At 29.0% G+C, this 21,157-nt stretch carries 22 protein-coding genes and 3 tRNA genes; 3 read left to right on the top strand and 22 right to left on the bottom strand.

The window, feature by feature from the left end:
- The 3 genes from B2S02_RS10565 to B2S02_RS10555 all read right to left on the bottom strand — a co-directional run bounded on the left by B2S02_RS10565 (nucleotide 1) and on the right by B2S02_RS10555 (nucleotide 246).
- Nucleotides 1-77: transfer RNA gene (locus tag B2S02_RS10565), tRNA-Asp, on the bottom strand.
- A 13-nt stretch (nucleotides 78-90) separates the two neighbouring features.
- Nucleotides 91-166, bottom strand: a tRNA-Val gene (locus tag B2S02_RS10560).
- Between the two features lie 5 nt (nucleotides 167-171).
- A tRNA-Glu gene (locus B2S02_RS10555) sits at nucleotides 172-246 on the bottom strand.
- Between the two features lie 275 nt (nucleotides 247-521).
- On the opposite strand from B2S02_RS10555, the gene B2S02_RS10550 reads away from it, so the two are divergent.
- The gene (locus B2S02_RS10550) at nucleotides 522-1,760 is read left to right on the top strand and encodes an NAD(P)/FAD-dependent oxidoreductase (protein WP_346920691.1); all 1,239 of its coding nucleotides are present in this window, start codon (nucleotides 522-524) and stop codon (nucleotides 1,758-1,760) included.
- A 162-nt stretch (nucleotides 1,761-1,922) separates the two neighbouring features.
- Here B2S02_RS10550 and B2S02_RS10545 read toward each other — a convergent pair whose 3' ends face one another.
- From B2S02_RS10545 to yedF, 16 genes are all read right to left on the bottom strand, one after another.
- Entirely contained in the window at nucleotides 1,923-3,209 is a 1,287-nt protein-coding gene (locus B2S02_RS10545) for an adenylosuccinate synthase (RefSeq protein WP_035135758.1), read from the bottom strand.
- Between the two features lie 44 nt (nucleotides 3,210-3,253).
- A complete protein-coding gene (locus B2S02_RS10540; RefSeq protein ID WP_346920690.1) occupies nucleotides 3,254-4,642 on the bottom strand; it encodes an NAD(P)/FAD-dependent oxidoreductase in 1,389 nt (462 codons plus the stop codon).
- Between the two features lie 356 nt (nucleotides 4,643-4,998).
- Nucleotides 4,999-5,955, bottom strand: coding sequence for a 3'-5' exoribonuclease YhaM family protein (locus B2S02_RS10535; RefSeq protein ID WP_346920689.1), 957 nt, complete (start codon nucleotides 5,953-5,955; stop codon nucleotides 4,999-5,001).
- A 107-nt stretch (nucleotides 5,956-6,062) separates the two neighbouring features.
- Nucleotides 6,063-6,554, bottom strand: a complete 492-nt coding sequence (locus B2S02_RS10530) for a TM2 domain-containing protein (protein WP_346920688.1) — start codon at nucleotides 6,552-6,554, stop codon at nucleotides 6,063-6,065.
- Nucleotides 6,555-6,679: 125 nt separating this feature from the next.
- Nucleotides 6,680-8,011: a replicative DNA helicase gene (locus B2S02_RS10525; protein WP_346849176.1), complete on the bottom strand. Its 1,332-nt coding sequence runs from the start codon at nucleotides 8,009-8,011 to the stop codon at nucleotides 6,680-6,682.
- Between the two features lie 196 nt (nucleotides 8,012-8,207).
- Nucleotides 8,208-10,109, bottom strand: a complete 1,902-nt coding sequence (gene lonC / locus B2S02_RS10520) for a Lon family ATP-dependent protease (RefSeq protein WP_346876259.1) — start codon at nucleotides 10,107-10,109, stop codon at nucleotides 8,208-8,210.
- Between the two features lie 49 nt (nucleotides 10,110-10,158).
- A complete protein-coding gene (rplI, locus tag B2S02_RS10515) occupies nucleotides 10,159-10,605 on the bottom strand; it encodes a 50S ribosomal protein L9 (RefSeq protein ID WP_346849174.1) in 447 nt (148 codons plus the stop codon).
- A 2-nt stretch (nucleotides 10,606-10,607) separates the two neighbouring features.
- Nucleotides 10,608-12,602, bottom strand: coding sequence for a DHH family phosphoesterase (locus tag B2S02_RS10510; protein WP_346920687.1), 1,995 nt, complete (start codon nucleotides 12,600-12,602; stop codon nucleotides 10,608-10,610).
- A gap of 3 nt (nucleotides 12,603-12,605) precedes the next feature.
- Complete coding sequence (locus B2S02_RS10505) at nucleotides 12,606-13,601, bottom strand: DUF2232 domain-containing protein (protein ID WP_346920686.1); 996 nt, start codon at nucleotides 13,599-13,601, stop codon at nucleotides 12,606-12,608.
- A gap of 12 nt (nucleotides 13,602-13,613) precedes the next feature.
- On the bottom strand, nucleotides 13,614-13,931 hold the full coding sequence (locus B2S02_RS10500) for a MazG-like family protein (RefSeq protein WP_035132003.1): 318 nt from the start codon (nucleotides 13,929-13,931) through the stop codon (nucleotides 13,614-13,616).
- A gap of 184 nt (nucleotides 13,932-14,115) precedes the next feature.
- The gene (gene rpsR, locus B2S02_RS10495; RefSeq protein WP_035132005.1) at nucleotides 14,116-14,379 is read right to left on the bottom strand and encodes a 30S ribosomal protein S18; all 264 of its coding nucleotides are present in this window, start codon (nucleotides 14,377-14,379) and stop codon (nucleotides 14,116-14,118) included.
- Between the two features lie 24 nt (nucleotides 14,380-14,403).
- Nucleotides 14,404-14,841, bottom strand: coding sequence for a single-stranded DNA-binding protein (locus B2S02_RS10490; protein ID WP_035132007.1), 438 nt, complete (start codon nucleotides 14,839-14,841; stop codon nucleotides 14,404-14,406).
- A gap of 9 nt (nucleotides 14,842-14,850) precedes the next feature.
- Complete coding sequence (gene rpsF, locus B2S02_RS10485) at nucleotides 14,851-15,141, bottom strand: 30S ribosomal protein S6 (RefSeq protein ID WP_035132009.1); 291 nt, start codon at nucleotides 15,139-15,141, stop codon at nucleotides 14,851-14,853.
- A gap of 102 nt (nucleotides 15,142-15,243) precedes the next feature.
- Nucleotides 15,244-15,435 (bottom strand): DUF951 domain-containing protein, encoded by a 192-nt coding sequence (locus tag B2S02_RS10480; protein WP_346849171.1) that lies wholly within the window; start codon nucleotides 15,433-15,435, stop codon nucleotides 15,244-15,246.
- A gap of 85 nt (nucleotides 15,436-15,520) precedes the next feature.
- Nucleotides 15,521-15,775 (bottom strand): DUF3343 domain-containing protein, encoded by a 255-nt coding sequence (locus B2S02_RS10475; RefSeq protein ID WP_035132011.1) that lies wholly within the window; start codon nucleotides 15,773-15,775, stop codon nucleotides 15,521-15,523.
- A 25-nt stretch (nucleotides 15,776-15,800) separates the two neighbouring features.
- Nucleotides 15,801-16,406 (bottom strand): sulfurtransferase-like selenium metabolism protein YedF, encoded by a 606-nt coding sequence (gene yedF / locus B2S02_RS10470; protein WP_346920685.1) that lies wholly within the window; start codon nucleotides 16,404-16,406, stop codon nucleotides 15,801-15,803.
- 267 nt (nucleotides 16,407-16,673) lie between these two features.
- Between yedF and B2S02_RS10465 the strand changes: the two genes are divergently transcribed.
- Nucleotides 16,674-17,828 (top strand): aminotransferase class V-fold PLP-dependent enzyme, encoded by a 1,155-nt coding sequence (locus tag B2S02_RS10465; RefSeq protein WP_346920684.1) that lies wholly within the window; start codon nucleotides 16,674-16,676, stop codon nucleotides 17,826-17,828.
- A 68-nt stretch (nucleotides 17,829-17,896) separates the two neighbouring features.
- On the top strand, nucleotides 17,897-18,505 hold the full coding sequence (gene yyaC, locus B2S02_RS10460; RefSeq protein ID WP_150844923.1) for a spore protease YyaC: 609 nt from the start codon (nucleotides 17,897-17,899) through the stop codon (nucleotides 18,503-18,505).
- Nucleotides 18,506-18,816: 311 nt separating this feature from the next.
- On the opposite strand, the gene B2S02_RS10455 is transcribed toward yyaC, so the two are convergent.
- From B2S02_RS10455 to B2S02_RS10445, 3 genes are read right to left on the bottom strand one after another with little or no spacing between them, the layout of a single operon-like run.
- Nucleotides 18,817-19,323 (bottom strand): DUF4446 family protein, encoded by a 507-nt coding sequence (locus tag B2S02_RS10455; RefSeq protein WP_346849169.1) that lies wholly within the window; start codon nucleotides 19,321-19,323, stop codon nucleotides 18,817-18,819.
- Between the two features lie 38 nt (nucleotides 19,324-19,361).
- On the bottom strand, nucleotides 19,362-20,225 hold the full coding sequence (locus tag B2S02_RS10450) for a ParB/RepB/Spo0J family partition protein (RefSeq protein ID WP_346849168.1): 864 nt from the start codon (nucleotides 20,223-20,225) through the stop codon (nucleotides 19,362-19,364).
- Between the two features lies 1 nt (nucleotide 20,226).
- A complete protein-coding gene (locus B2S02_RS10445; RefSeq protein WP_035135527.1) occupies nucleotides 20,227-20,997 on the bottom strand; it encodes a ParA family protein in 771 nt (256 codons plus the stop codon).
- Nucleotides 20,998-21,157 lie beyond the last annotated feature (160 nt).

The following is a 21,157-nucleotide window of genomic DNA, read 5'->3' as shown; positions in this document are numbered from 1 at the left end:
TGGCGACCCAGAAGGGACTCGAACCCTCGACCTCCGGCGTGACAGGCCGGCACTCTAACCAACTGAGCCACTGGGCCACATTAGATTATGTGGTGGTCGCAACAGGGATCGAACCTGTGACCCCCTGCTTGTAAGGCAGGTGCTCTCCCAGCTGAGCTATGCGACCTAGTATGGTGACTCCTAGGGGAATCGAACCCCTGTTACCACCGTGAAAGGGTGGTGTCTTGACCGCTTGACCAAGGAGCCATATGTCATTTTGCTTTTGTTTTGTGTTTGCCGGTTCATCCGACATTTATTATAATACAAAAATTTTAAACTTTTGTCAACAAAATTTTAAAAATAATTTTTTTTATTTTTTTCTCCAAAATTATATACAGAAAATATATTATTTATTAGATATATTATAATTTAATAATAAACTTATATTATAGTTTTAATATGTAGTATAATTCTATATACTATAGTTAATATATTAGTTAATATGTTATAAAATACATTTAAAGGCTTGAGGTGATTTTATTTTGTATCATGACTTAATTATTGTTGGTGGTGGATCTTGTGGCATAGTATCTGCAATTAAAGCAAAAGATTTAAGTATAGACGTAGCTATAATAGATAGTAGCGATAGAGTAGGTAAAAAATTGTTAATTACTGGTAATGGACGCTGTAATTTAACAAACGAAAAATTATCCTTATCAAGATTTCATAGTGATAATAATAACTTTTTTAAAGATATTATTAATACCTATGATTTAGAATATACCCTTAACTTTTTTAAATCCATAGGAATATATACATGTACCTTAGATTCTGGAAAGATATACCCATTATCTCTTCAAGCATCCTCTGTGTTAGATATTCTTAGAATGAATTTATCTGAAAGAAATATACCAACTTACATGAATGAAAAAGTTTTAAATATCATTAACACAAAGAAGGGTTACTTTGAAATTATTACTTCTTCAACTACATATACATGTAAAAAAGTTCTCTTATGTACTGGAGGAAAAAGTTATACTAAAACAGGATCTGATGGCTCTGGTCATAAACTAGCTAAAAACTTTGGCCATAGATTAATAAACTTAACACCTGGTATAGTTCAATTAAAACTAAACTATGATAGACTTAAGGCCATTTCTGGAGTGAAATTTGAAAGCTCTTGTAATATAGAAGTAAATGGTGAAACTAAAAAACAAGAATTTGGTGAAATCTTATTCACAGACTATGGTATATCAGGTCCTCCAATTCTACAGCTTAGTAGAATTGCTTCTAAAGGAATTATGAATAAGTCATCAGTTATTATACATGTAAATTTACTTAATTCAGATTATGACCATATAGTAGATTTTTTTGAAACACACTTTGCAGTGTTTTCATATAGAAGTATTTCAGACAATCTAGTAGGAATTATAAATAAAAAACTTATTCCTATTATATTAAAAGAGTGTGGAATTACTGACATTCACATGCTTACATATTCCCTAGAGTATGAATATAGATTTAAACTTTATAAGCTTTTATATGATTGGAAGTTTCAAGTTATTGATACCAACTCTTTTGAAAATGCTCAAGTTACCATCGGTGGAATAGATACTACAGAGGTAAACCCTATAACTTTAGAATCTACACTAACTCCAGGTCTATACTTTGGTGGTGAAATTTTAGATGTTGATGGTGATTGTGGTGGTTTTAATTTGCAATGGTGCTGGAGCTCCTCTAGCGCTGCTGTGAACGCCATTTATAATGCACTAAAGGATTAGGTTTACCTATTAACATAAGAGCTATATTCAAGGTAATTTGTGTGATTTTAAATATTACTTGAATTAATATAAAAAAATAAAACTGATAGGAAATAAATTTATTTCTTATCAGTTTTAAACTTTGAACTAATTTTTTGTAATCTTTAATGCAATGACGTACTTTTAAAGATCTGCGATTCTCATGGTTTGATCTCTCTTTGGACCTACTGATATTATAGATATCCTAACACCAGTGAATTCTTCTATTTTTCTTAAGTATATCTTTGCATTCTCTGGAAGGTCTTCATATTTTCTAGCATCTTTTATACTTTCATCCCATCCATCAAACTCTTCATACACAGGTTCACATTTTGCTAAATCTTCAAGGCTAGCTGGGAAGTAGTCTATTACTTTTCCATCTAACTTATATCCTACACAAACTTGTATTTTATCAAGCCCTGCTAGTGTGTCAATCTTAGTTACTCCAAAACTAGTTAATCCAGAAACTCTAGCAGCACTTTTTAATATAACAAGATCAAGCCAACCACATCTTCTACTTCTTCCTGTAGTAACTCCGTACTCAAATCCTTTTTCCCTTATCCAATCTCCAACTTCATTTTCTTGTTCTGTTGGAAAAGGTCCTTTTCCAACTCTAGTTGTATATCCTTTTACAATTCCTACAGCACTATCTATCATAGTTGGTCCTATACCAGCACCTGTACATATACCACCTGCTACGGTATTAGAAGATGTTACATATGGATATGAACCAAAATCTATATCCAGAAGTGTTCCTTGAGCTCCTTCAAATAACACATTTTTATTTGCTTTTATGCTATCAAAAACTCTAACTGATGCATCATCTACAAACGGCTTCATTCTCTTACCATATTCTAAATAGGCCTCGAAAACCTCATCAAAGCTTAGGGCTTCTCCACCATAAATTTTAACTATTAAATCATTTTTAGCTGGAAGATATTCTTGTAATTTTTCTTTTAATACTTCTGGTTTAATAAGATCACAAACCCTTATTCCACATCTCTCAACTTTGTCAGTATAACAAGGTCCTATTCCTTTTTTAGTAGTACCTATATCGTTTTTTCCTCTAGCTTCTTCCTTAAGAGCATCTAATACTTTATGATAAGGCATTATAACTTGAGCTCTGTCACTTATTATTAATCTCTCTGGTGTTATATTTTCTCCTAATCCCTTTAAATAATCCATTTCTGTAAATAGAGCCTCGGGGTCTACAACCACTCCATTGCCTATTACATTAAGTTTGTCTTTATAAAGTATTCCTGATGGAATCAAATGTAACTTATACTCTTTTTCTCCCACTACTACAGTATGACCTGCATTATTTCCTCCTTGGAATCTAACAACTACATCTGCACTTTCTGCAAGATAATCAGTCATTTTACCCTTTCCTTCGTCTCCCCATTGAGCTCCTAATACCACAAATGATGACATATTCTACATCTCCTTTTTTACTCATTAGTAAAACTTATTATAAATTAAACTAGCTTACTATATTTCTCCTCTAATATTCTAGCAACATAAACTCCACTAGCAGATGCTTGTGATAGTGAATGTGTAACTCCAGATCCATCTCCTAATACATAAAGGCTTTTTACTTTTGTCTCTAAGTTATTATCCACTTCTATATTAGAATTATAAAACTTAACTTCTACACCATATAACAATGTATCTTCATTAGCTGTTCCTGGTGCTATATTATCTAGAGCATATATCATTTCTATTATAGCATCTAATTGACGCTTTGGTATAACTAAGCTTAAATCTCCCGGTGTAGCTTTTAAAGTTGAAATAGTAAAACTTTTACTCATTCTATGATCATTAGTTCTTCTCCCCTGTACTAAATCTCCAAATCTTTGAACTAATACTCCGCCACCTAGCATATTGCTAAGTCTTGCTATAGATTCTCCATATTCATTACTATTTTTAAATGGCTCTGTAAAATTATTAGTAACTAATAATGCAAAGTTTGTGTTTTCTGTATGAAGTTCTGGATTTGAATAGCTATGTCCATTTACTGTTACTATTCCATTTGTATTTTCACTAACTACCTCACCATGTGGGTTCATACAAAATGTTCTGACTAAATCTCCATACTTCTTAGTTCTATATACAACTTTACTTTCATATACTTTATCTGTTATGTGTTCAAAAATAGCTGCAGGTAGTTCAACTCTAACACCTATATCTACTCTATTACTTCTACTTTCTATACCTAGCTTAGTACAAACCTTAGATATCCATTTAGATCCCGATCTTCCTGTGGCAACTATTATATCTTTGCATCTAAATTCCTCATCCTCAGTTTTTACTATAAATTCTTTACCGTGCTTTTCTATAGCTACAACTTCAGTATTAAACTTCATCTCTATATTATCTTTTATCTTATTATATAAATTACCTAGTATTTTTACATTTCTATCTGTACCAAGATGTCTAACTTTAGCATCTAAAAGATGTAAATCATGTTTTAGTGCCTCAGTCTTTAGTGTACTATCCGCAGTTGAATATAACTTCGCATCACTTCCACCATGATCACATAAAACCTTATCTACATAATACATTAGATCTAAAGCTTCTTGCCTACCCACATATTTATATAAATCTCCACCAAAGTTATTAGTTATATTATACTTACCATCTGAAAGACTTCCAGCACCACCATAACCATTCATAATGTCACAAGATTTACAATGAATGCAAGCTTTTATTTTTTTCCCATCTATGGGACATTTTCTTTTTTCTAGGCTATTTCCCTTTTCTATCATTAGTACTTTAGCCTTTGAGCCTAAAGCTGTTAATTCATAGGCTGCGAAAACACCACTAGCTCCTGCACCAACAATTATAATATCATAATTTTTATACATGTTAATCACCCCATAAATATATTAACAAAGAGATGTAGTATTTTCAATAAAAAATACGAATATTTTATATAGTACATTTAAAATTCTTCGTAAATATATTTCTTTAGAAATTTATTTTTCCCAATATTTATTTACTCTATTCTAACATAGAGTGCTTTTATTATTTCTTGATAATAAACTTTAAATCTCCTAAAATATATTATACAAATGGCTTTATACAATATATTTTGTTAATATAATATATATAATTAGCTTTTTATTATAATTAAATTTATTATAATATTATCTTAAACCATAAAAAGTGTAACATATCCTATAAGAATATATTACACTTTTTATATTTATATTATTCGTATTTATATGAATGATTTGTATATACTTATTCCATCTAAACTATATATTTTTTCAGAGAATTCACCTGGATTTAAATCCTTAGTAGCTTTACGCATATCATACATTCTAGCATCTAATACATCTAAATGATGTAACATTTCTGCTTCTGGTATCATAGGTTTCTTAGGACTTCCATACTCCGGCTCATAGTGATGTGTTAATATCATATGTTGTAATAACATAACTATTTCTTTATCTGCTTTGACTTCCATTGCAGCATCTTCAATTAAACCAATTCCTTGTATTATGTGTCCAAGTAACTGGCCTTCCGTACTATATTTAGATACTATTCCTAGATCACTAGATTCCATCTCCATTATTTTAGCTATATCATGAAGAATTATACCTGAATACAATAAATCTTTATTTAGATAATCATATATACCTAATAATCTTTCTGCCGCATTTAACATAGTGGTTATATGATATAAAAGACCACCTTTAATTGCGTGATGATTGGATTTAGCAGCTGGATAATGCATTAACTTGTAACTTAATTTACCGATAATATTTTCTGTAATATGTTTTATATCTTTATTTTCTATTTTCTCTATATAACCTAATAGAGTTTCAAACATATCTTCAGACTTATAAGGAGCAACTAGTATAAATTCATCTATATTAACATTATCTTCTTCTGTAGCTGGTCTAATTTTCTCTATCTTTAACTGTAATTTCCCTCTATATTCATTAACTACAGCTCTTACTTTTACAAGTATATTATCCTTTATTGAAGCTTCAATATTTTCATTACATTCCCATAGCTTTGCATTTATTTCTCCAGTTGAATCTATTAACATAAGATCTAAATATTTATTCGTAGTACTATTGTTAGTTATTTTACATTCTGCATTTTTTACTAAGAAAAAACTTTCAATTCTATCCCCTTTATTAAACTCACCAATTTTCTTATTTTCCATAACTGTTCTCCTTAATCTTTACTTCGTGTACTATATAAGATGAATATTATCAAATCTATTAAAATTATTCAATAATACTTAAAAAAGATATGTTTTACCACATCTTTTTAATTTTGATCTATGGACTTTTTTCTTTTAACAATTCTACCATATTCATCTGTAAAACTATTTATTATTATAGATACTAAATCTACTATAATCCATATGCCAAAACCACCTAGTGTAAGTAACATTAATATTGCAGTTCCTACTTTTCCAACATAAAATCTATGGAAGCCTATAAAACCTAAAAGTATACAAAACACTAATGTTGCTCCCCAACTTTTTTCACTACAATCTTTCTCCTTAGATTCTAATATAGACCCTTTATCTTTGTCACCATAAAACTCTTTAGTCTTAATTATTTTTACTTCTTCATTGGTGTTACTAGTATCTCTTATATCTTTCACAATTCCATTATTATACAGACTTACAATGTCATCTTCATGTTCCTCTGTTATAGTAATATCATCTAATTCCGAATGCTTGTGAAAATATTTCTCTTTTCCATTGTTAAACTTATCATCTATTAATTTATTGTTCTTCATCTCATTTACCATGAGTAATCTCACCTCACATAAAGTATAGCTAATATATCTTTATGTAATAAGGCTTTAGTATATGCAATAAATATAAATCATATATAATTATACTTTATTACTAACTTCTACGAAATCTATTTAAATTACTCTGTATGAACTAAGTCTAAGTTTCCAAATTTACTATATTTACCTATCCATGCTAAATTTACGGTTCCAACTTCACCATTTCTATGTTTAGCTAATATACATTCCGCTATGTTCTCATCTTCTTTTTCTTTGCTATAATAAAATTCTCTATATAAGAACATAACTATATCTGCATCCTGCTCAATAGAACCTGATTCTCTTAAATCTGATAACATCGGACGATGGTCTGCCCTTTGTTCTGGTGCACGGGATAATTGAGATAATGCAATTACTGGACATTTCATTTCTTTAGCTAAAGCTTTTATACTTCTTGATATTTCTGATACTTCCTGTTGTCTATTATCAGAATTGCTTCCTGACATTAATTGAAGATAGTCTATGATAATTAAATCTATTCCATGCTCTATTTTAAGTCTTCTACATTTAGACCTCATCTCCATGACAGAAATACCTGCAGTATCATCTATATATATTCCCGCAGATGCAAGTGGTCCTGAAGCCCTTGCTATATTCTCCCAATCTCTATCGTCTAAATCTCCATTTCTAAGCTTAACCATATCTACATTAGCCTCTGCACAAAGGAGCTTATATGCTAATTGCTCCTTACTCATTTCTAATGAGAATATTGCAACTTTCCTACCATCTCTAATAGCTGCATTTTGGGCTATATTAAGACAAAATGTAGTTTTTCCCATAGATGGTCTAGCTGCTATTAGAACCATATCTCCGCTCTGAAACCCTGAAGTTTTTGCATCTAAATCTTTAAATCCACTAGCTACTCCATTTACTTGACCTTTATTATTAAAAATCTTTTCTATCTCTAAAAATCCTCTTTCCAATACAGTACTCATAGGTTCAAAATCACTAGTACTTCGTTTTTCAGATATATTAAATATATTTTTTTCTGCCAAGTCTATTACTGATTCTACATCATCTTGTTTATTATAGCTATTTTCAATTATTTCCGTTGAGCTTCTAATTAGCCTTCTAAGGGTCGATTTATCTTCAACAATTTTTATATAAGAAGATAAATTAGCTGTAGAAGGTACTGAGGTGCTTATCTCCATAATATATGTTACCCCTCCAGCTTGCTCAAGCATATCATTAGATTTTAGATAGTCTACCAAGGTTATCATATCTACAGGTATATCTTTATTATATAAATCTCTAATAGCCTTAAAAATAGTCTTATGAGCATCTTTATAGAAATCTTCAGCTGAAAGAACCTCTGCAGCTTGTGCAATAGCATTCTTATCTATTAACATAGACCCTACTACTGACTGCTCAGCTTCTATATTTTGTGGCATAGTTCTAAGTGAGTCACTCATATTATTACCTCCTGCGATATATTAAAAGAAAACTCCTATATGTACTCTCAAGAAATAAATAATGCAGAAAACATTATTTATTATAAAATCCTTCTCTTTAATTATAATGTAGTTATAAAAAAATCCAAACATTTATTTATAAAATTAAATTAAAACCCTGTATAATCATATTACAGGGTTTTAATAATCAAAATATCTAAAATACTAATTCTATTAGTTCTTCTATTGTTGATACAGCTGTAACTTCTATATTTTTAATATTAGCTGGAACATCCTTCAAGTTATCTTTTGGTATTATTACCTGCCTTATACCTTTTCTTTTTGCTCCATATATTTTTTCAAACACTCCTCCTACTGGTTTTATCTTACCTCTTATTGATATTTCACCAGTAATTGCAATATCCTGTCTTATTGGTTTTTCTAAAATGGCACTTATAATACATGTTGTTATAGCTGCACCTGCTGATGGTCCATCAATTTTTCCACCACCAATAACATTTACATGAACATCATAATCTCTGATTTCCTTATCAGTAATCTTTCTTATAACAGAGGCTGCATTAAAAACAGAATCTTTTGCCATAGATCCAGCAGTATCATTAAATCTAATAGTTCCCTTACCTTTTTCCCTAGCCTCAAAACTTGAACATTCTATTTCTATAGTTGATCCCAAGAATCCAGATACCCCAAGACCAAAAATCTGCCCAACTTCCTTAGAATCTAAATCACTAATATCTTCATATGGTCTTAATCTATTATTAGATGCTACTTCATTAAAATCAGAAATAGTTATAACCACATCATTTCTCTCTTCATTATTTAATAATACATATCCATATACATCTGCAAGTATATTTACAGCTTTTCTACCTTCTATAGTATATCTGCTTATCTCTTTTGCTAAACCATCCTCTAATTTAATATTTAACTTTTTAGCTGCATTTAATACAACTTTTTCTATATCTACAGAAGATAGTGGTTCAAAATAAACTTCAGTACACCTTGATCTTAATGCTGGATTAATCTCACTTGGCTCTCTAGTAGTAGCGCCTATTAGAACGAAATCAGCTGGAGCACCATTGTCAAATAAATACTTAATATATTTAGGTGTACTTTCATCATCTGGATCATAATATGATGATGAAAACTCAACTCTTTTATCTTCTAAAACTTTTAATAATTTATTTTGAAGAGTATAATCTAATTCACCTATTTCGTCTATAAATAAAACTCCTCCATGTGCTTCTGTAACTAGTCCAGTCTTTGGTTCTGGAGTACCACTTTCAGCTAAATCTCTCTTTGAACCTTGATATATAGGATCATGTACTGAACCTAATAAAGGATTTGATATCTCTCTTGGATCCCATCTTAATGTGGTTCCATCTACTTCTACAAACTTTGCATCCTTATCATATGGCGTATGCTTTAATTTCTTAACTTCTTCAAGCGCAATCCTAGCTGCTGTAGTCTTACCCACTCCTGGTGGTCCGTATAAAATTATATGTTGTGGATATGGAGATGCCATCTTAGATATTAAAGATTTAATAGCTCTCTCTTGCCCAATTATTTCTGAAAAACTATCAGGTCTAAGCATACTCATAATGTTTTGAGTTAAATGCTTTGAATCTAAACATTCAAACTCTGCATATTTCTTTAATGTCTTACTATTCTCTGGTCCTCTTTGTTTCTTTATGATTCCTAGTCTTACCTCATCTATATACTTGTCCTGTTTTTCTATAATTTGCTTTTCCACTTCTGCATCTAATTTATTTTGTACATATCTTTTAGCTAGAAGTTCACTTATTTCTAGGCTAGTTTCTTTTAAAATTTCTTCTATATTATTATCACTTGGTGGAACACTAATTCCTTTTCCATTAGTAACTATTTTATTTATAGCATAAAGTTTTCTATACATATCTTTACTATTTAAATGCTTTTGAACCTTAAATTTTACTGCTCTACCTCTAATAGTGCCTTCATCTAAAAGCTTGTACATAACTTCTTCTAAAACTTCTATTTCTACTTCCATAGTTAATTCTTCTTCTAAGCTAAAATTATTTATTTTATCAACTGAATTTATATTCAAAATTATTAGCATAGAAGGACTTTTATACCTTCTATGCTTTCCTCCCCTCGGTTTTTAAAATCTATTGTTGTTCTTTTATAATAACCTTTATTTTAGTTGATATCTCAGGATATAACTTTACTTCTACATCATATAATCCCATAGTTTTAATAGTATTAACTATTATTTTTTTCTTATCTATTGTTATATTTAATTGTTTTTCCATTTCCTGAGAAATATCTTTTGTGGTTATAGCTCCAAATAATCTACCATTGTCTCCTGACTTAGCATAGATAATTACTTCTTTATCCTTAAGTTCATTTGCAACTTTTTGAGCTTCCTCTATTTCAGCTAATTTCTTCTTTCTATCAGCTTCATTTTTCTTATTTAAAATATGCATGTTAACATCATTTGCCTCTTGTGCTAATTTCTTAGGAAACAAGAAATTTCTTGCATACCCATCGGAGGCATTAACAACCTCTCCTTTTTTTCCAACTGATTTTACATCTTGTAATAAAATAACTTTCATTATTATTCACCCTTCCTTAAGTATTTTTCTATAGCATCATTTAATAATTCTTCTGCCTCATCTTGATTAGAATCTTTAATTCTAGCAGCTGCCATTGTTAAATGTCCTCCACCACCTAAATATTCCAATATTACCTGAACATTTATTTCACCTAAGGATCTTCCACTTATATAAGTGCCCTCCTCTATTTTAGCAATAACAAAGGATGCTTGAATACCTGTAATATTTAGCAATTCATCCGCTGCTTGTGCTGGTAATACAGAATTTGATATTTCTGGTGGACATTTCGCTACAGCTATTCCACTTTTAACCTTTGCAGTTTTTATTATATCTGCTCTTGTTATGTAAATATCTAAAGCTTCACTAAAAATTCTTTTTACATCTACAGTATCAGCACCTAGCCTTCGTAAAAATGCTGCTGCTTCAAAGGTTCTAACTCCAGTTTTAAAACAGAAATTTTTAGTATCTAGACAAATACCTGCTAATAGAGCTACCGCTTCTACTTCTCTCAATTTTGGTTTTTCAACCATATACTGAATTAATTCTGTTATTAATTCTGATGTTGATGATGCATAGGTTTCCACATAACTTAACATTGTACCTTGTATAAAGTCTTTTGTTTTCCTGTGATGATCTATAATCACTATTCTACTGAAGTAATCTACTACCTCCATAGAGAGTACGTAACTTTCATTATGAACATCAACTAATATTAATAAACTTTTATCATTTTTAATATTTTTAACTGCATTTATATTTATAAATGTATCTTTATAGTTATCATCATCATCTAATCTGTCCAACATATACTGCACAGCATCATGAGGATCATCCATAACTATATAACATTCCTTATTTAAAGAACGTATGGTACTATACATTCCTATTGCTGCTCCCAAGCAATCCATATCTGGATTGTGATGTCCCATTATAATTACATTGCTACTTTCATTTATCAGTTCTAAAAGTGCATGACCAATTACCCTAGCTCTAACCTTAGTCCTTTTTTCGACTTCTTTAGTTTTTCCACCATAAAAAGATACTTTTTCAAAGCTCTTGACTACACATTGATCTCCACCTCTTCCAAGAGCCAAATCCTTTGCTATAGTGGCAAATTCATGATTTTGAGCTGGATTTTCTCCACCTCTACCCACTCCAATGCTTAGAGTAACTGTAAGTTTATTTCCACTGCTTACTTCTCTAATTGTATCTAGTATATCAAATTTTTTATTCATCTCAGTTTCTATATTAGCATCTTTAGTTGTTAATACATATTTATTTGATGAATATTTTCTTATTAACGCTTTTAGGCTATTAGCATAGTTATTTATAGTTCTATCTATGTCTGCTATAAGCTGTGGTCTTAAATCTTCTTTTGTAGTCTTAATAACCTCATCAAGATTATCTACCTCTATGAGCATTACACTTTCTTTAGCATTATTAATTTGATTTATCAAATTAACATTATCTGTAATATCATCAAAAGAAATTACTATAAGATTATTATCTTCATTAATTTCATAATCTTGAATAATACTTATATAAATATCATAAATTCTATCCTTAAAAACAACATTTTTATACTCTGATCTTTTTCCTTCTAATGCTAATTTTATATTGAACTCTTTAATTATTTCTTTTATATTTTTACCTACTATATCATTATTTTCTAATCTTAAAGCTAAACTTTCGTTATACCATATTACCTCTCCATTTTCTAATAAAAACATAGTTGGAAAATGCACCTTAGAAAATGCCGTAGACTTAACAGTATCAACCTTGTGTATTATATTTTCAATTTTGTTAGAAAAATTATCTTTCTTGCTATTATCAAATATAATATACAAAAGAGCGGCTGCATATATTAGAAGTAGTATATTTGAAATAATTAACATATCCTTTATAAAAAACACTACTAATAATATAACTAAAATAGTTATAACTATTTTACTTTTTATAAAATTAAATAGCATTTCTTTAAAATTCTCTTTACTCATATATTACGCCTTTCTGATTCTATATGGATCCAGCTTTCTAAAATCTAACATCATTTCTACAAAACCTACTATTCCTAAAATCTTAGATGATCCTATTATAAACAATAGAATTACTAAAAGTATTCTCATTGCCTTAGGCATTCCTAGTTTCTTTCTAAAATAATAATCAGTTACAGCTGCTCCGTTCACAGCTAATATCATAATTGTTAACATCAAAATAGCATTATATAAAAATACCCCCCCTGTAATTCCCCGACTTCCTACTATTGCACATATGCTAATAACAGCAATTAATGCAGCTCCAACTAGATTAGATACATAAAACTCTGAAAACCTTAAGTATTTTACTTGTTTATATTTAAGTTTTCTAAATATCAAATGTGTAAATAATATGGTTGAATATGCTTGTATAAAGGAAGCTATAAATAATACAGTTGGTATCAACATAGCTAAGAGATCAACTGTAAAGATAGATTCTATCTGTTCAAACATTTGTAGTTGAGTAGCATTCATACCCATGTTACTATAAATTTCTTTAGTTTGAGTTATATATGTCTTAAATTCATGTATATATGTGTTCAATTTATCATTAATAAATTGAATTACACTTATATTACTAACAAGCCTACTAGTTAACCATACTTCAACCAGCATTGATATTATACATGCTATAATCAAGGTTATTAACATATTATATGTTTTCTTTTGATTTTTTAAGCAGTGACCTAAGACCGCACCTATTATCCCATAAGACATACCTGAAGTTATAGCCAAAATAGGATTGAGAAATATAGCTACTAATATTGTGCTTATTAATGCAGTTCCTATTGAATACTTCATTCCATTCCTATAATAAATAAGAGCTACTAAAATTGGCAACAATATTAAACCTATTATATAAAACAATAAAATGTATGATGCACTAATGCTTATTATAGTTATAATACCTGTCATCAACGCAGTTTCTATTAAATTTTTTGTATTAATCTTTTGTTCCATAACATCCTCCTTCTAATTCCTTTCTCTTATATGGTCATAAAGCTTACTAAGCTCTTTTCCATTTTTCTCAAGAGGATCACCTTCTACTATACCAACCTTTAATTTTTTCTTCATAGTTTCATCAATTGCTAAATGAGAATATCCTAATTTTTCTGCTAAAATATATAATATTATTATTGCTCCTGATATACAATCTAAAATTGCATCTTGTGCTATATTACTCCCTTTACTTAATAATTTAAAAAAATCACCTACAATACAAACTAATTCTGCCTTTAGTCCTTCTATTATCTTTATATTGGACATAATATTAAACTCTTCTCGTCTCATAAGAATCATCCTTTCTTTAGGCTATAAGTCTATTGTAAATTTTTTTTAATATTTATGCAACATGATTATAGGTATATTTACCTTTATTTCACAGTTATTCTGAGGTTAAAATAAAAAACTAGTGAATAACAGCGATTCACTAGTTTTTATTAATTATATGTTTGTTTTACCAAATAAATTATTACTATTCAGTTGTGAATGGTAATAATGCTATGTTTCTAGCTCTCTTAATAGCTACAGTTAGCATTCTTTGGTGTTTAGCACAGTTTCCAGAAATTCTTCTTGGTAATATTTTACCCTTTTCTGTAACATACTTTCTTAATTTATTGATATCTTTATAATCTATAGAAGTTGCTTTATCCATACAAAAAGCACATACTTTTCTCTTAGCTCTTTTTCTATTTCCGCCTTTTCTTCTATCATTCTTATCGTTTCTATCATAAGCCATTGCTCTTACCTCCTTACCTAATTATTAAAATGGCATATCCTCACCATCATCAATCGGAGTCATATCTCCTCCACCAAAGTAATCTGTTGGTATTGATGAATCATTGTGAGAAACAGCTCCAGTATTCATTCCTGATGTTTTATTGCCACCCCATTCAAGGAAACTTACTTCATCAGCTACTACTTCAGTAACATATCTTCTTCCACCGTCTTTAGCTTCATAAGAACGAGTTTCAATTCTACCAGCTACACTTAAAAGTTTACCTTTACTCATGTAATTAGCAGTACTTTCAGCCTGTTTACCCCATACTACTACAGGTATAAAATCAGCATCCGGTTGACCTTCCTTCTTAAATCTTCTATTAACTGCAATTGTAAATGTGGCTACAGCTGTACCTGTACCTGGAGTAAATTTTAACTCTGGGTCTTTGGTTAATCTTCCGATTAAAACAACCTTATTCATTAATACCACCTACTTGCTTTCTGGATTGATTATAATATGTCTTATAACACCATCTGTAATTCTGAATACTCTGTCTAATTCTTTAGGTAATTCAGCGTCAGCTTTGAAGTTGATTAATGTGTATACACCCTCGTTAACTTTAGCGATTTCATAAGCTAGCTTTCTTCTACCCCAAACGTCAACGCTTTCAACTTCTCCACCATTGTTCTCTATTACACCTTTAAATTTTTCAACGTTAGCTTTAACAGCCTCCTCGTCTAATGATGGGTGTAATATGAATATAGTTTCATATGCTCTCATTAGTTTCACCTCCTCCCCCCGGACTAACGGCTGTGATTTTCACAGCAGGGATTACATCATCAAATTATATCATAGTAAAACTATTAAGTCAATATTGTTATCTTATTTTCCCTCATTCTTAAGAATTTTCTTTACACTCTTTTCGAATTTACTTCTAGGAATCATAACAATTCTATCACATCCGGTGCATCTAATTTTTATATCTGCACCCATTCTAATTATTTCCCACTTATTACTACCACATGGATGTGTTTTTTTAGTTTCTACAATATCATTTAATTCAAATTCTTTCATATTCTTCTCCTATATCATTGTTTCCAAATATTTATATCAATAAACTATATTGTTTTATACTTATTTTTTACCATCTCATATTATGTTAGTCAATATTTAACTCTATTAACTTACTATCAGTAAATTGATAAATAGTTTTGAACTCCATCTTTTTATCTTTTATTATCTCTTTTAAGCTATCTACAATACCAATATCCGCCTTTAAGCTTATTCCACAACTTTTTGTTATATATGTTGGTGTTGGCATCATAGTAACCTTAAGCTTTTCGTTAATACATACTGATTCAGCTTTCATGGCTTCATGAGTATTATTGAAAGTTACAATTAAAAATTCTTTCATTTCATATATCTCCTAGCACTATTTCTTATAACTTTATAGTTTTTCCTTTATTCATCATTTCAATTATTGCATACATATTACTAATTTCTCCAACTGCAAGATTTTCCTTTAATCCATAAAAATCTAAACAAAGACCACAGCTTTGTACATTTACACCTCTCTCTACTAATCTTTTTAAACTATCAAGGGTAAGTGCTCCTTCAACTACTAACTTTACCCCTGCATTTAAGAATACTAAATTGGTTGGTATAACTTCAGCCTCCGAAAGTGCAAATAAATAACTCTTTATAAGAGCTGTTCCAAGTTCATCATCTCCATTTCCCAATTTATCTGAACCTACAACAATAGTAAAAGTCTCTTTTTTTTCTTTAGAATTTTTTAGATTTAATTCTTCTACTGTAACTTCTCCCTTTATAATTGTTATATAGTATATATTGCCTTCTCTTTCTTCTATTTCATATTCAAATCCATTTCCTTGAGCAAATTTAACCACATTATTTTTGGCAACCTCATTATCTACAACAGTTACTCCTATACCACTTTCTAAAGCATCAAAATATTTTTTTGTATTTACTACTGGAATTGGGCAATTTAATCCTCTACAGTCAATTTCATTTCTAATATTTTCCATAACATTTTCCCCCTATTAAATATTATTATCAAATAATATTTAGTTAATATCTATTAATTAATATGTTCTACTTAATATAATAATATGATATTGTATATATTTATTATAATGTTGTATTATTGTGTTATACCAACTTACTATAATACAATCTTTATTAACATACTAATTATATCAAATCTATAGAATATATCATATCTAAATTTATAATATATAAATTTTACTTATTATATATCTAAATATGATAAATTCAACCTAGGAGGTAATACTATGCAAATTTATGCAGATAATGCAGCTACATCTTTTCCTAAACCAGATTGTGTTTATAATGATATACTAAATTATATGAGAAATATAGGCGGTAATCCTGGAAGAGGTGCATCTACTTCATCTCTAAAAGGAAATAAAGTTATATTCCAATGTAGAAATGCTTTATGTGATTTTTTTAATTTTCCTGATACTAAAAATGTAATATTTACATCTAATATTACTATGTCCTTAAACATTTTAATTAAAGGTATAGTTAAACCTGGATGGCATGTTATAACATCTTCCATGGATCATAACAGTACCCTTAGAACATTAAATGAATTAAAATCTAAAGGAATAATTGAATTAGATATAATTCAATGTAATAAATTAGGTGAAATTGATATTGATGATTTTCAAAGTAAAATCAAGCATAATACTAAACTTGTAACCCTTTCTCATGGCTCTAATATAATTGGTACTATTCAACCTCTAGAAAAAATCGGACAAATTTGCAAGGGAAGTAATATATTTTTCATTATAGATACTGCTCAAACAGCTGGCGTTCTTGATTTAAATTTTCAAAAATTAAACTGCAATGCTTTAGCCTTTACTGGACATAAAAGTTTATTAGGTCCTCAAGGTATAGGTGGCTTTATCATAGATGATGAAATGAATGATATTTGTTCTCCATTAATTGTTGGTGGTACAGGAAGTGTTTCATCAGACATAATTCAACCCAACTTCTTACCTGATAAATTTGAAAGTGGTACTATGAATGCACCTGGTATTGCAGGTCTTCTATCTGGAATAACCTTTATCCAAAATGAAGGATTATCTACAATTAAAGATCATGAAGATTATCTAACACAAAAGTTCATTGATGGTATATTAAATATATCTACAATGAAAGTTTATGGACATCTAAATACTGAAAATAGAACTTCAACTATATCTGTAAACTCTTCTAAAATTGATAACAGTGAACTTGGATTTATTCTTGACTCTCAATATAATATTATAACTAGAACTGGTCTCCATTGTGCTCCATTAGCTCATAAAACTATTGGAACATATCCTAATGGAACTTTGCGTTTTAGTTTTGGATATTTTAATGATGATAAAGATATAGATTATATCTTGTGTAGTATAAATTCTTCTATTAAAAAATTGTAATGAATTAATAATAGATGTATTAAATTTATCTACATGGTAATACTTTCTAATATAGGAGGGTGTTACTCATGGTGGAAAAAGTTATTTTCGATGCTTTATCTGATAATTCTATATATGACATAAGAGAAATTCTTTCAGAAGAACTAACCAAAGTAATTAAAGATAATAGAGATATTGTTATCTTATGCATAGGTACAGACAGATCTACAGGTGATAGCTTAGGTCCACTTGTAGGTTATAAACTTAAATTTTTAGTTAGAGATAAGGTGTTTATCTATGGAAATCTAGAAAACCCTGTGCATGCCAAAAATATTTCTGAAACCAATGATTTAATACTTAAGAATCATAATAATCCATATATAATAGCTATAGATGCTTCTCTTGGAGGCCTTCAAAATGTAGGTAAAGTTATAATTGAATCTAAACCTCTTTATCCTGGAGCCGCTCTAAATAAAAATTTACCTTCTGTTGGTGATTTAAGTATTGTTGGAATTGTTAATATATCTGGCTCTTTAGAATTTATGGTGCTTCAAAATACTCGATTATATATTGTAATGAAATTAGCTGAAGTAATCTCTTCAGGAATATACCATTCTATAATAAAAACTATAGGTGGACGTAAATCTTCCTCCAAGGTTAACAATAAATATATTCCTAAGGTTTTAGATGCAGATTAGAACTTACAAAAAGAGATAATAAATGTTTCACGTGAAACATTTATTATCTCTTTTTACTTGTTTAATATATAAATACTTCGTTTTATGCTAAACTTAATTATCCACCTCGATATAATTAACTGTTCTACCTAAAATGAATTATTCTTATTTGCATTACTTTATATCAAGTTAAAAAACATAAGTTATAATCTTGTTACTTTATTTTTTATATCCAGTTACCACAATATCTAATACTTATACAGGTAAATACTAAATATAAATCTAACAAAATAGATGAGTTATATTACTATAGCTCATCTATTTTGTTAAATCTATTCCTTATTAGTATTGACAGCTTGATGAAGAACATTATTTTCTTCTTGCGATAAATCATATCTAGATATCCCATCATCAATAGGTTTTGCATATGTAATACTTTCATTTCTTGAATAAATACTAGTTATTATTACACCATTATTTCTTCCATCTAAAAGAGCAATGGAGTAACTTAAATCACTTCCAATATCCTCAAAAGCTTTATATCTTTGCATTGCAACCTTTTGAACACAAGATGAAACTTTGTTAGATGTTTTATTACACATATCCTTAACTTCATTTGTTACTTCTTCCATATTGTCAATTTTATCTAATGAGCTTACTAATAATTCTTCTAAATTTTTATTATTAGTCCCCTTCATAATTTTTCTATATCTATCTTTCATCTTACTTGTTGATACTAGTGATATTATCAAAATAATGATTAATATGAATACTAATATTATTAATCCTATAGTTATAAATACATTATATTCATTGAGAAATTCTATAATTTGTTCCAAAAACATTCATCCTCTCTAAAAATGTTTCACGTGAAACATTATATATTTAAAATTTCTATTATTCTTTGTAAATCTTCTGGAGAATAATATTCTATTTCTATTTTTCCTTTATTTTTAGAATTATTACTTATACATACTTTTGTATTAAAATGATTTTCTAATTTTGTTCTTATGTCTTTGTAATATATATCATTTTCTGATTTATTATTTATTTTTTTATATTTATTATTATCATCTTTATAATAACTTCTAACTAGTAATTCAGTTTGTCTAACATTTAGGTTTTCATCAATAACTTTCTGGGCAACTACATATTGATCTTCTTTATTTTCTAATGCTAATATTGCTCTTCCATGTCCTTCTGATAAAACACCCTCAATTAAGTACCCCTGTATTCTTTCATCGAGATTTAGTAATCTTAATGAATTAGCAATAGCACTTCTAGATTTTGAAACCTGTTTACTTATTTCTTCTTGAGTTAAATTAAAATCATTTAATAACTTATTATATGCTGTAGCTTCCTCTATAGGGTTTAAATCTTCTCTAATTATATTTTCTATTAAAGAAATTTGTACAACTTCTACATCAGACAATTCCTTAATAATTATTGGTACTTCTTTTAAATTTAATAATTTTGCTGCTCTCCATCTACGTTCACCTGCAATTATTACATAAAACTGATTTTCTTTTCTTACTACAATAGGTTGTATTATACCATGCTCCTTAATAGAATTCGCTAATTCTATTAACTTTTCATTATCAAAATGCTTTCTCGGCTGATCCTTATTAGGCTTAATTAAATTTATGTCTATACTTATAACCTGTTCATTATTACTATCCTGAAAGTCATTTTCAGGAATTAATGAAGATAATCCTTTTCCTAAAACTCCTGTTTTCTTCATGCTATTTTCCTCCTTGTCTACTAATAAACTCCTCCGTTAAAGCTTCAAATGCTTCTGATCCCTTACATTTATCATCATATAGCATGATAGGAAGTCCAAAACTAGGGGACTCTGCTAATTTAACATTTCTTGGTATGAAAGTATCATATACCTTATCATTAAAGTATTTTTTAATTTCTTCAACTACTTCATTACATAATCTAGTTCGACTATCATACATACTCATGATTACACCTTCAATTTCAAGACCAGTATTTAAATATCTCTTAATTAATTGTATAGTACTCATCAATTGTCCTACACCTTCAAGAGCATAAAATTCACATTGGATTGGTATCAAAACTGAGTCAGATGCTGTTAACGCATTAATAGTTAATACACCTAACGATGGTGGACAATCTATAAATATATAGTCATAGTCATCTTTTATTTCATCAATTTTATTTTTTAAAACTTTTTCTCTTTGATCCTGACTTATAACTTCAACTTCAGCTGCTGCTAGAGTCATAGTTGAAGGTGCAATATAGAAGTTATCTACTATTTCACTTTTTTTGATAATTTCTTTCAATGAAACATTACTTGTTAAAACATCATACATAGAACAATGTATTTTTCTTTTATCTAATCCTATACCACTAGTTGTATTTCCTTGAGGATCTATGTCTATAGACAGAACTTTATATCCATTCATTGCTAAATATGAGCATAAATTTATATTAGTAGTTGTTTTTCCAACTCCCCCTTTTTGATTGAAAATACATATTACCTTCATATTCTCCCCCCTTATCTATCGTAGGTTTTGTTTTAAATTACTATACATTAGAAACTTTATATTACTAATAATTTTAATCATTATAAATTTATTTTACCTATGTATTTATATTATATATTGATACAGATTTTATTTAAAGTAATTATTACATAAATTAATA

Source organism: Clostridium sp. UBA7339 (genome assembly GCF_002470865.1).
Classification (GTDB): Bacteria; Bacillota; Clostridia; order Clostridiales; family Clostridiaceae; genus Clostridium_J; species Clostridium_J sulfidigenes.
This window is presented reverse-complemented; position numbering and strand designations above follow the sequence as displayed.

Coding starts and splice junctions, on each gene's coding strand:
- B2S02_RS10450 (WP_346849168.1), bottom strand. CDS start 20,225: ATGAAGAAAACAGGAGTTTTAGGAAAAGGATTATCTTCATTAATTCCT.
- B2S02_RS10510 (WP_346920687.1), bottom strand. CDS start 12,602: ATGAGTAAAGAGAATTTTAAAGAAATGCTATTTAATTTTATAAAAAGT.
- B2S02_RS10545 (WP_035135758.1), bottom strand. CDS start 3,209: ATGTCATCATTTGTGGTATTAGGAGCTCAATGGGGAGACGAAGGAAAG.
- rplI (WP_346849174.1), bottom strand. CDS start 10,605: ATGAAAGTTATTTTATTACAAGATGTAAAATCAGTTGGAAAAAAAGGA.
- B2S02_RS10525 (WP_346849176.1), bottom strand. CDS start 8,011: ATGAGTGACTCACTTAGAACTATGCCACAAAATATAGAAGCTGAGCAG.
- B2S02_RS10500 (WP_035132003.1), bottom strand. CDS start 13,931: ATGAGACGAGAAGAGTTTAATATTATGTCCAATATAAAGATAATAGAA.
- rpsR (WP_035132005.1), bottom strand. CDS start 14,379: ATGGCTTATGATAGAAACGATAAGAATGATAGAAGAAAAGGCGGAAAT.
- B2S02_RS10490 (WP_035132007.1), bottom strand. CDS start 14,841: ATGAATAAGGTTGTTTTAATCGGAAGATTAACCAAAGACCCAGAGTTA.
- B2S02_RS10540 (WP_346920690.1), bottom strand. CDS start 4,642: ATGTATAAAAATTATGATATTATAATTGTTGGTGCAGGAGCTAGTGGT.
- B2S02_RS10475 (WP_035132011.1), bottom strand. CDS start 15,775: ATGAAAGAATTTTTAATTGTAACTTTCAATAATACTCATGAAGCCATG.
- rpsF (WP_035132009.1), bottom strand. CDS start 15,141: ATGAGAGCATATGAAACTATATTCATATTACACCCATCATTAGACGAG.
- B2S02_RS10445 (WP_035135527.1), bottom strand. CDS start 20,997: ATGAAGGTAATATGTATTTTCAATCAAAAAGGGGGAGTTGGAAAAACA.
- B2S02_RS10505 (WP_346920686.1), bottom strand. CDS start 13,601: ATGGAACAAAAGATTAATACAAAAAATTTAATAGAAACTGCGTTGATG.
- B2S02_RS10535 (WP_346920689.1), bottom strand. CDS start 5,955: ATGGAAAATAAGAAAATTGGTGAGTTTAATAAAGGGGATAGAATTGAA.
- yyaC (WP_150844923.1), top strand. CDS start 17,897: ATGGTGGAAAAAGTTATTTTCGATGCTTTATCTGATAATTCTATATAT.
- B2S02_RS10530 (WP_346920688.1), bottom strand. CDS start 6,554: ATGGTAAATGAGATGAAGAACAATAAATTAATAGATGATAAGTTTAAC.
- yedF (WP_346920685.1), bottom strand. CDS start 16,406: ATGGAAAATATTAGAAATGAAATTGACTGTAGAGGATTAAATTGCCCA.
- lonC (WP_346876259.1), bottom strand. CDS start 10,109: ATGCTAATAATTTTGAATATAAATTCAGTTGATAAAATAAATAATTTT.
- B2S02_RS10465 (WP_346920684.1), top strand. CDS start 16,674: ATGCAAATTTATGCAGATAATGCAGCTACATCTTTTCCTAAACCAGAT.
- B2S02_RS10480 (WP_346849171.1), bottom strand. CDS start 15,435: ATGAAAGAATTTGAATTAAATGATATTGTAGAAACTAAAAAAACACAT.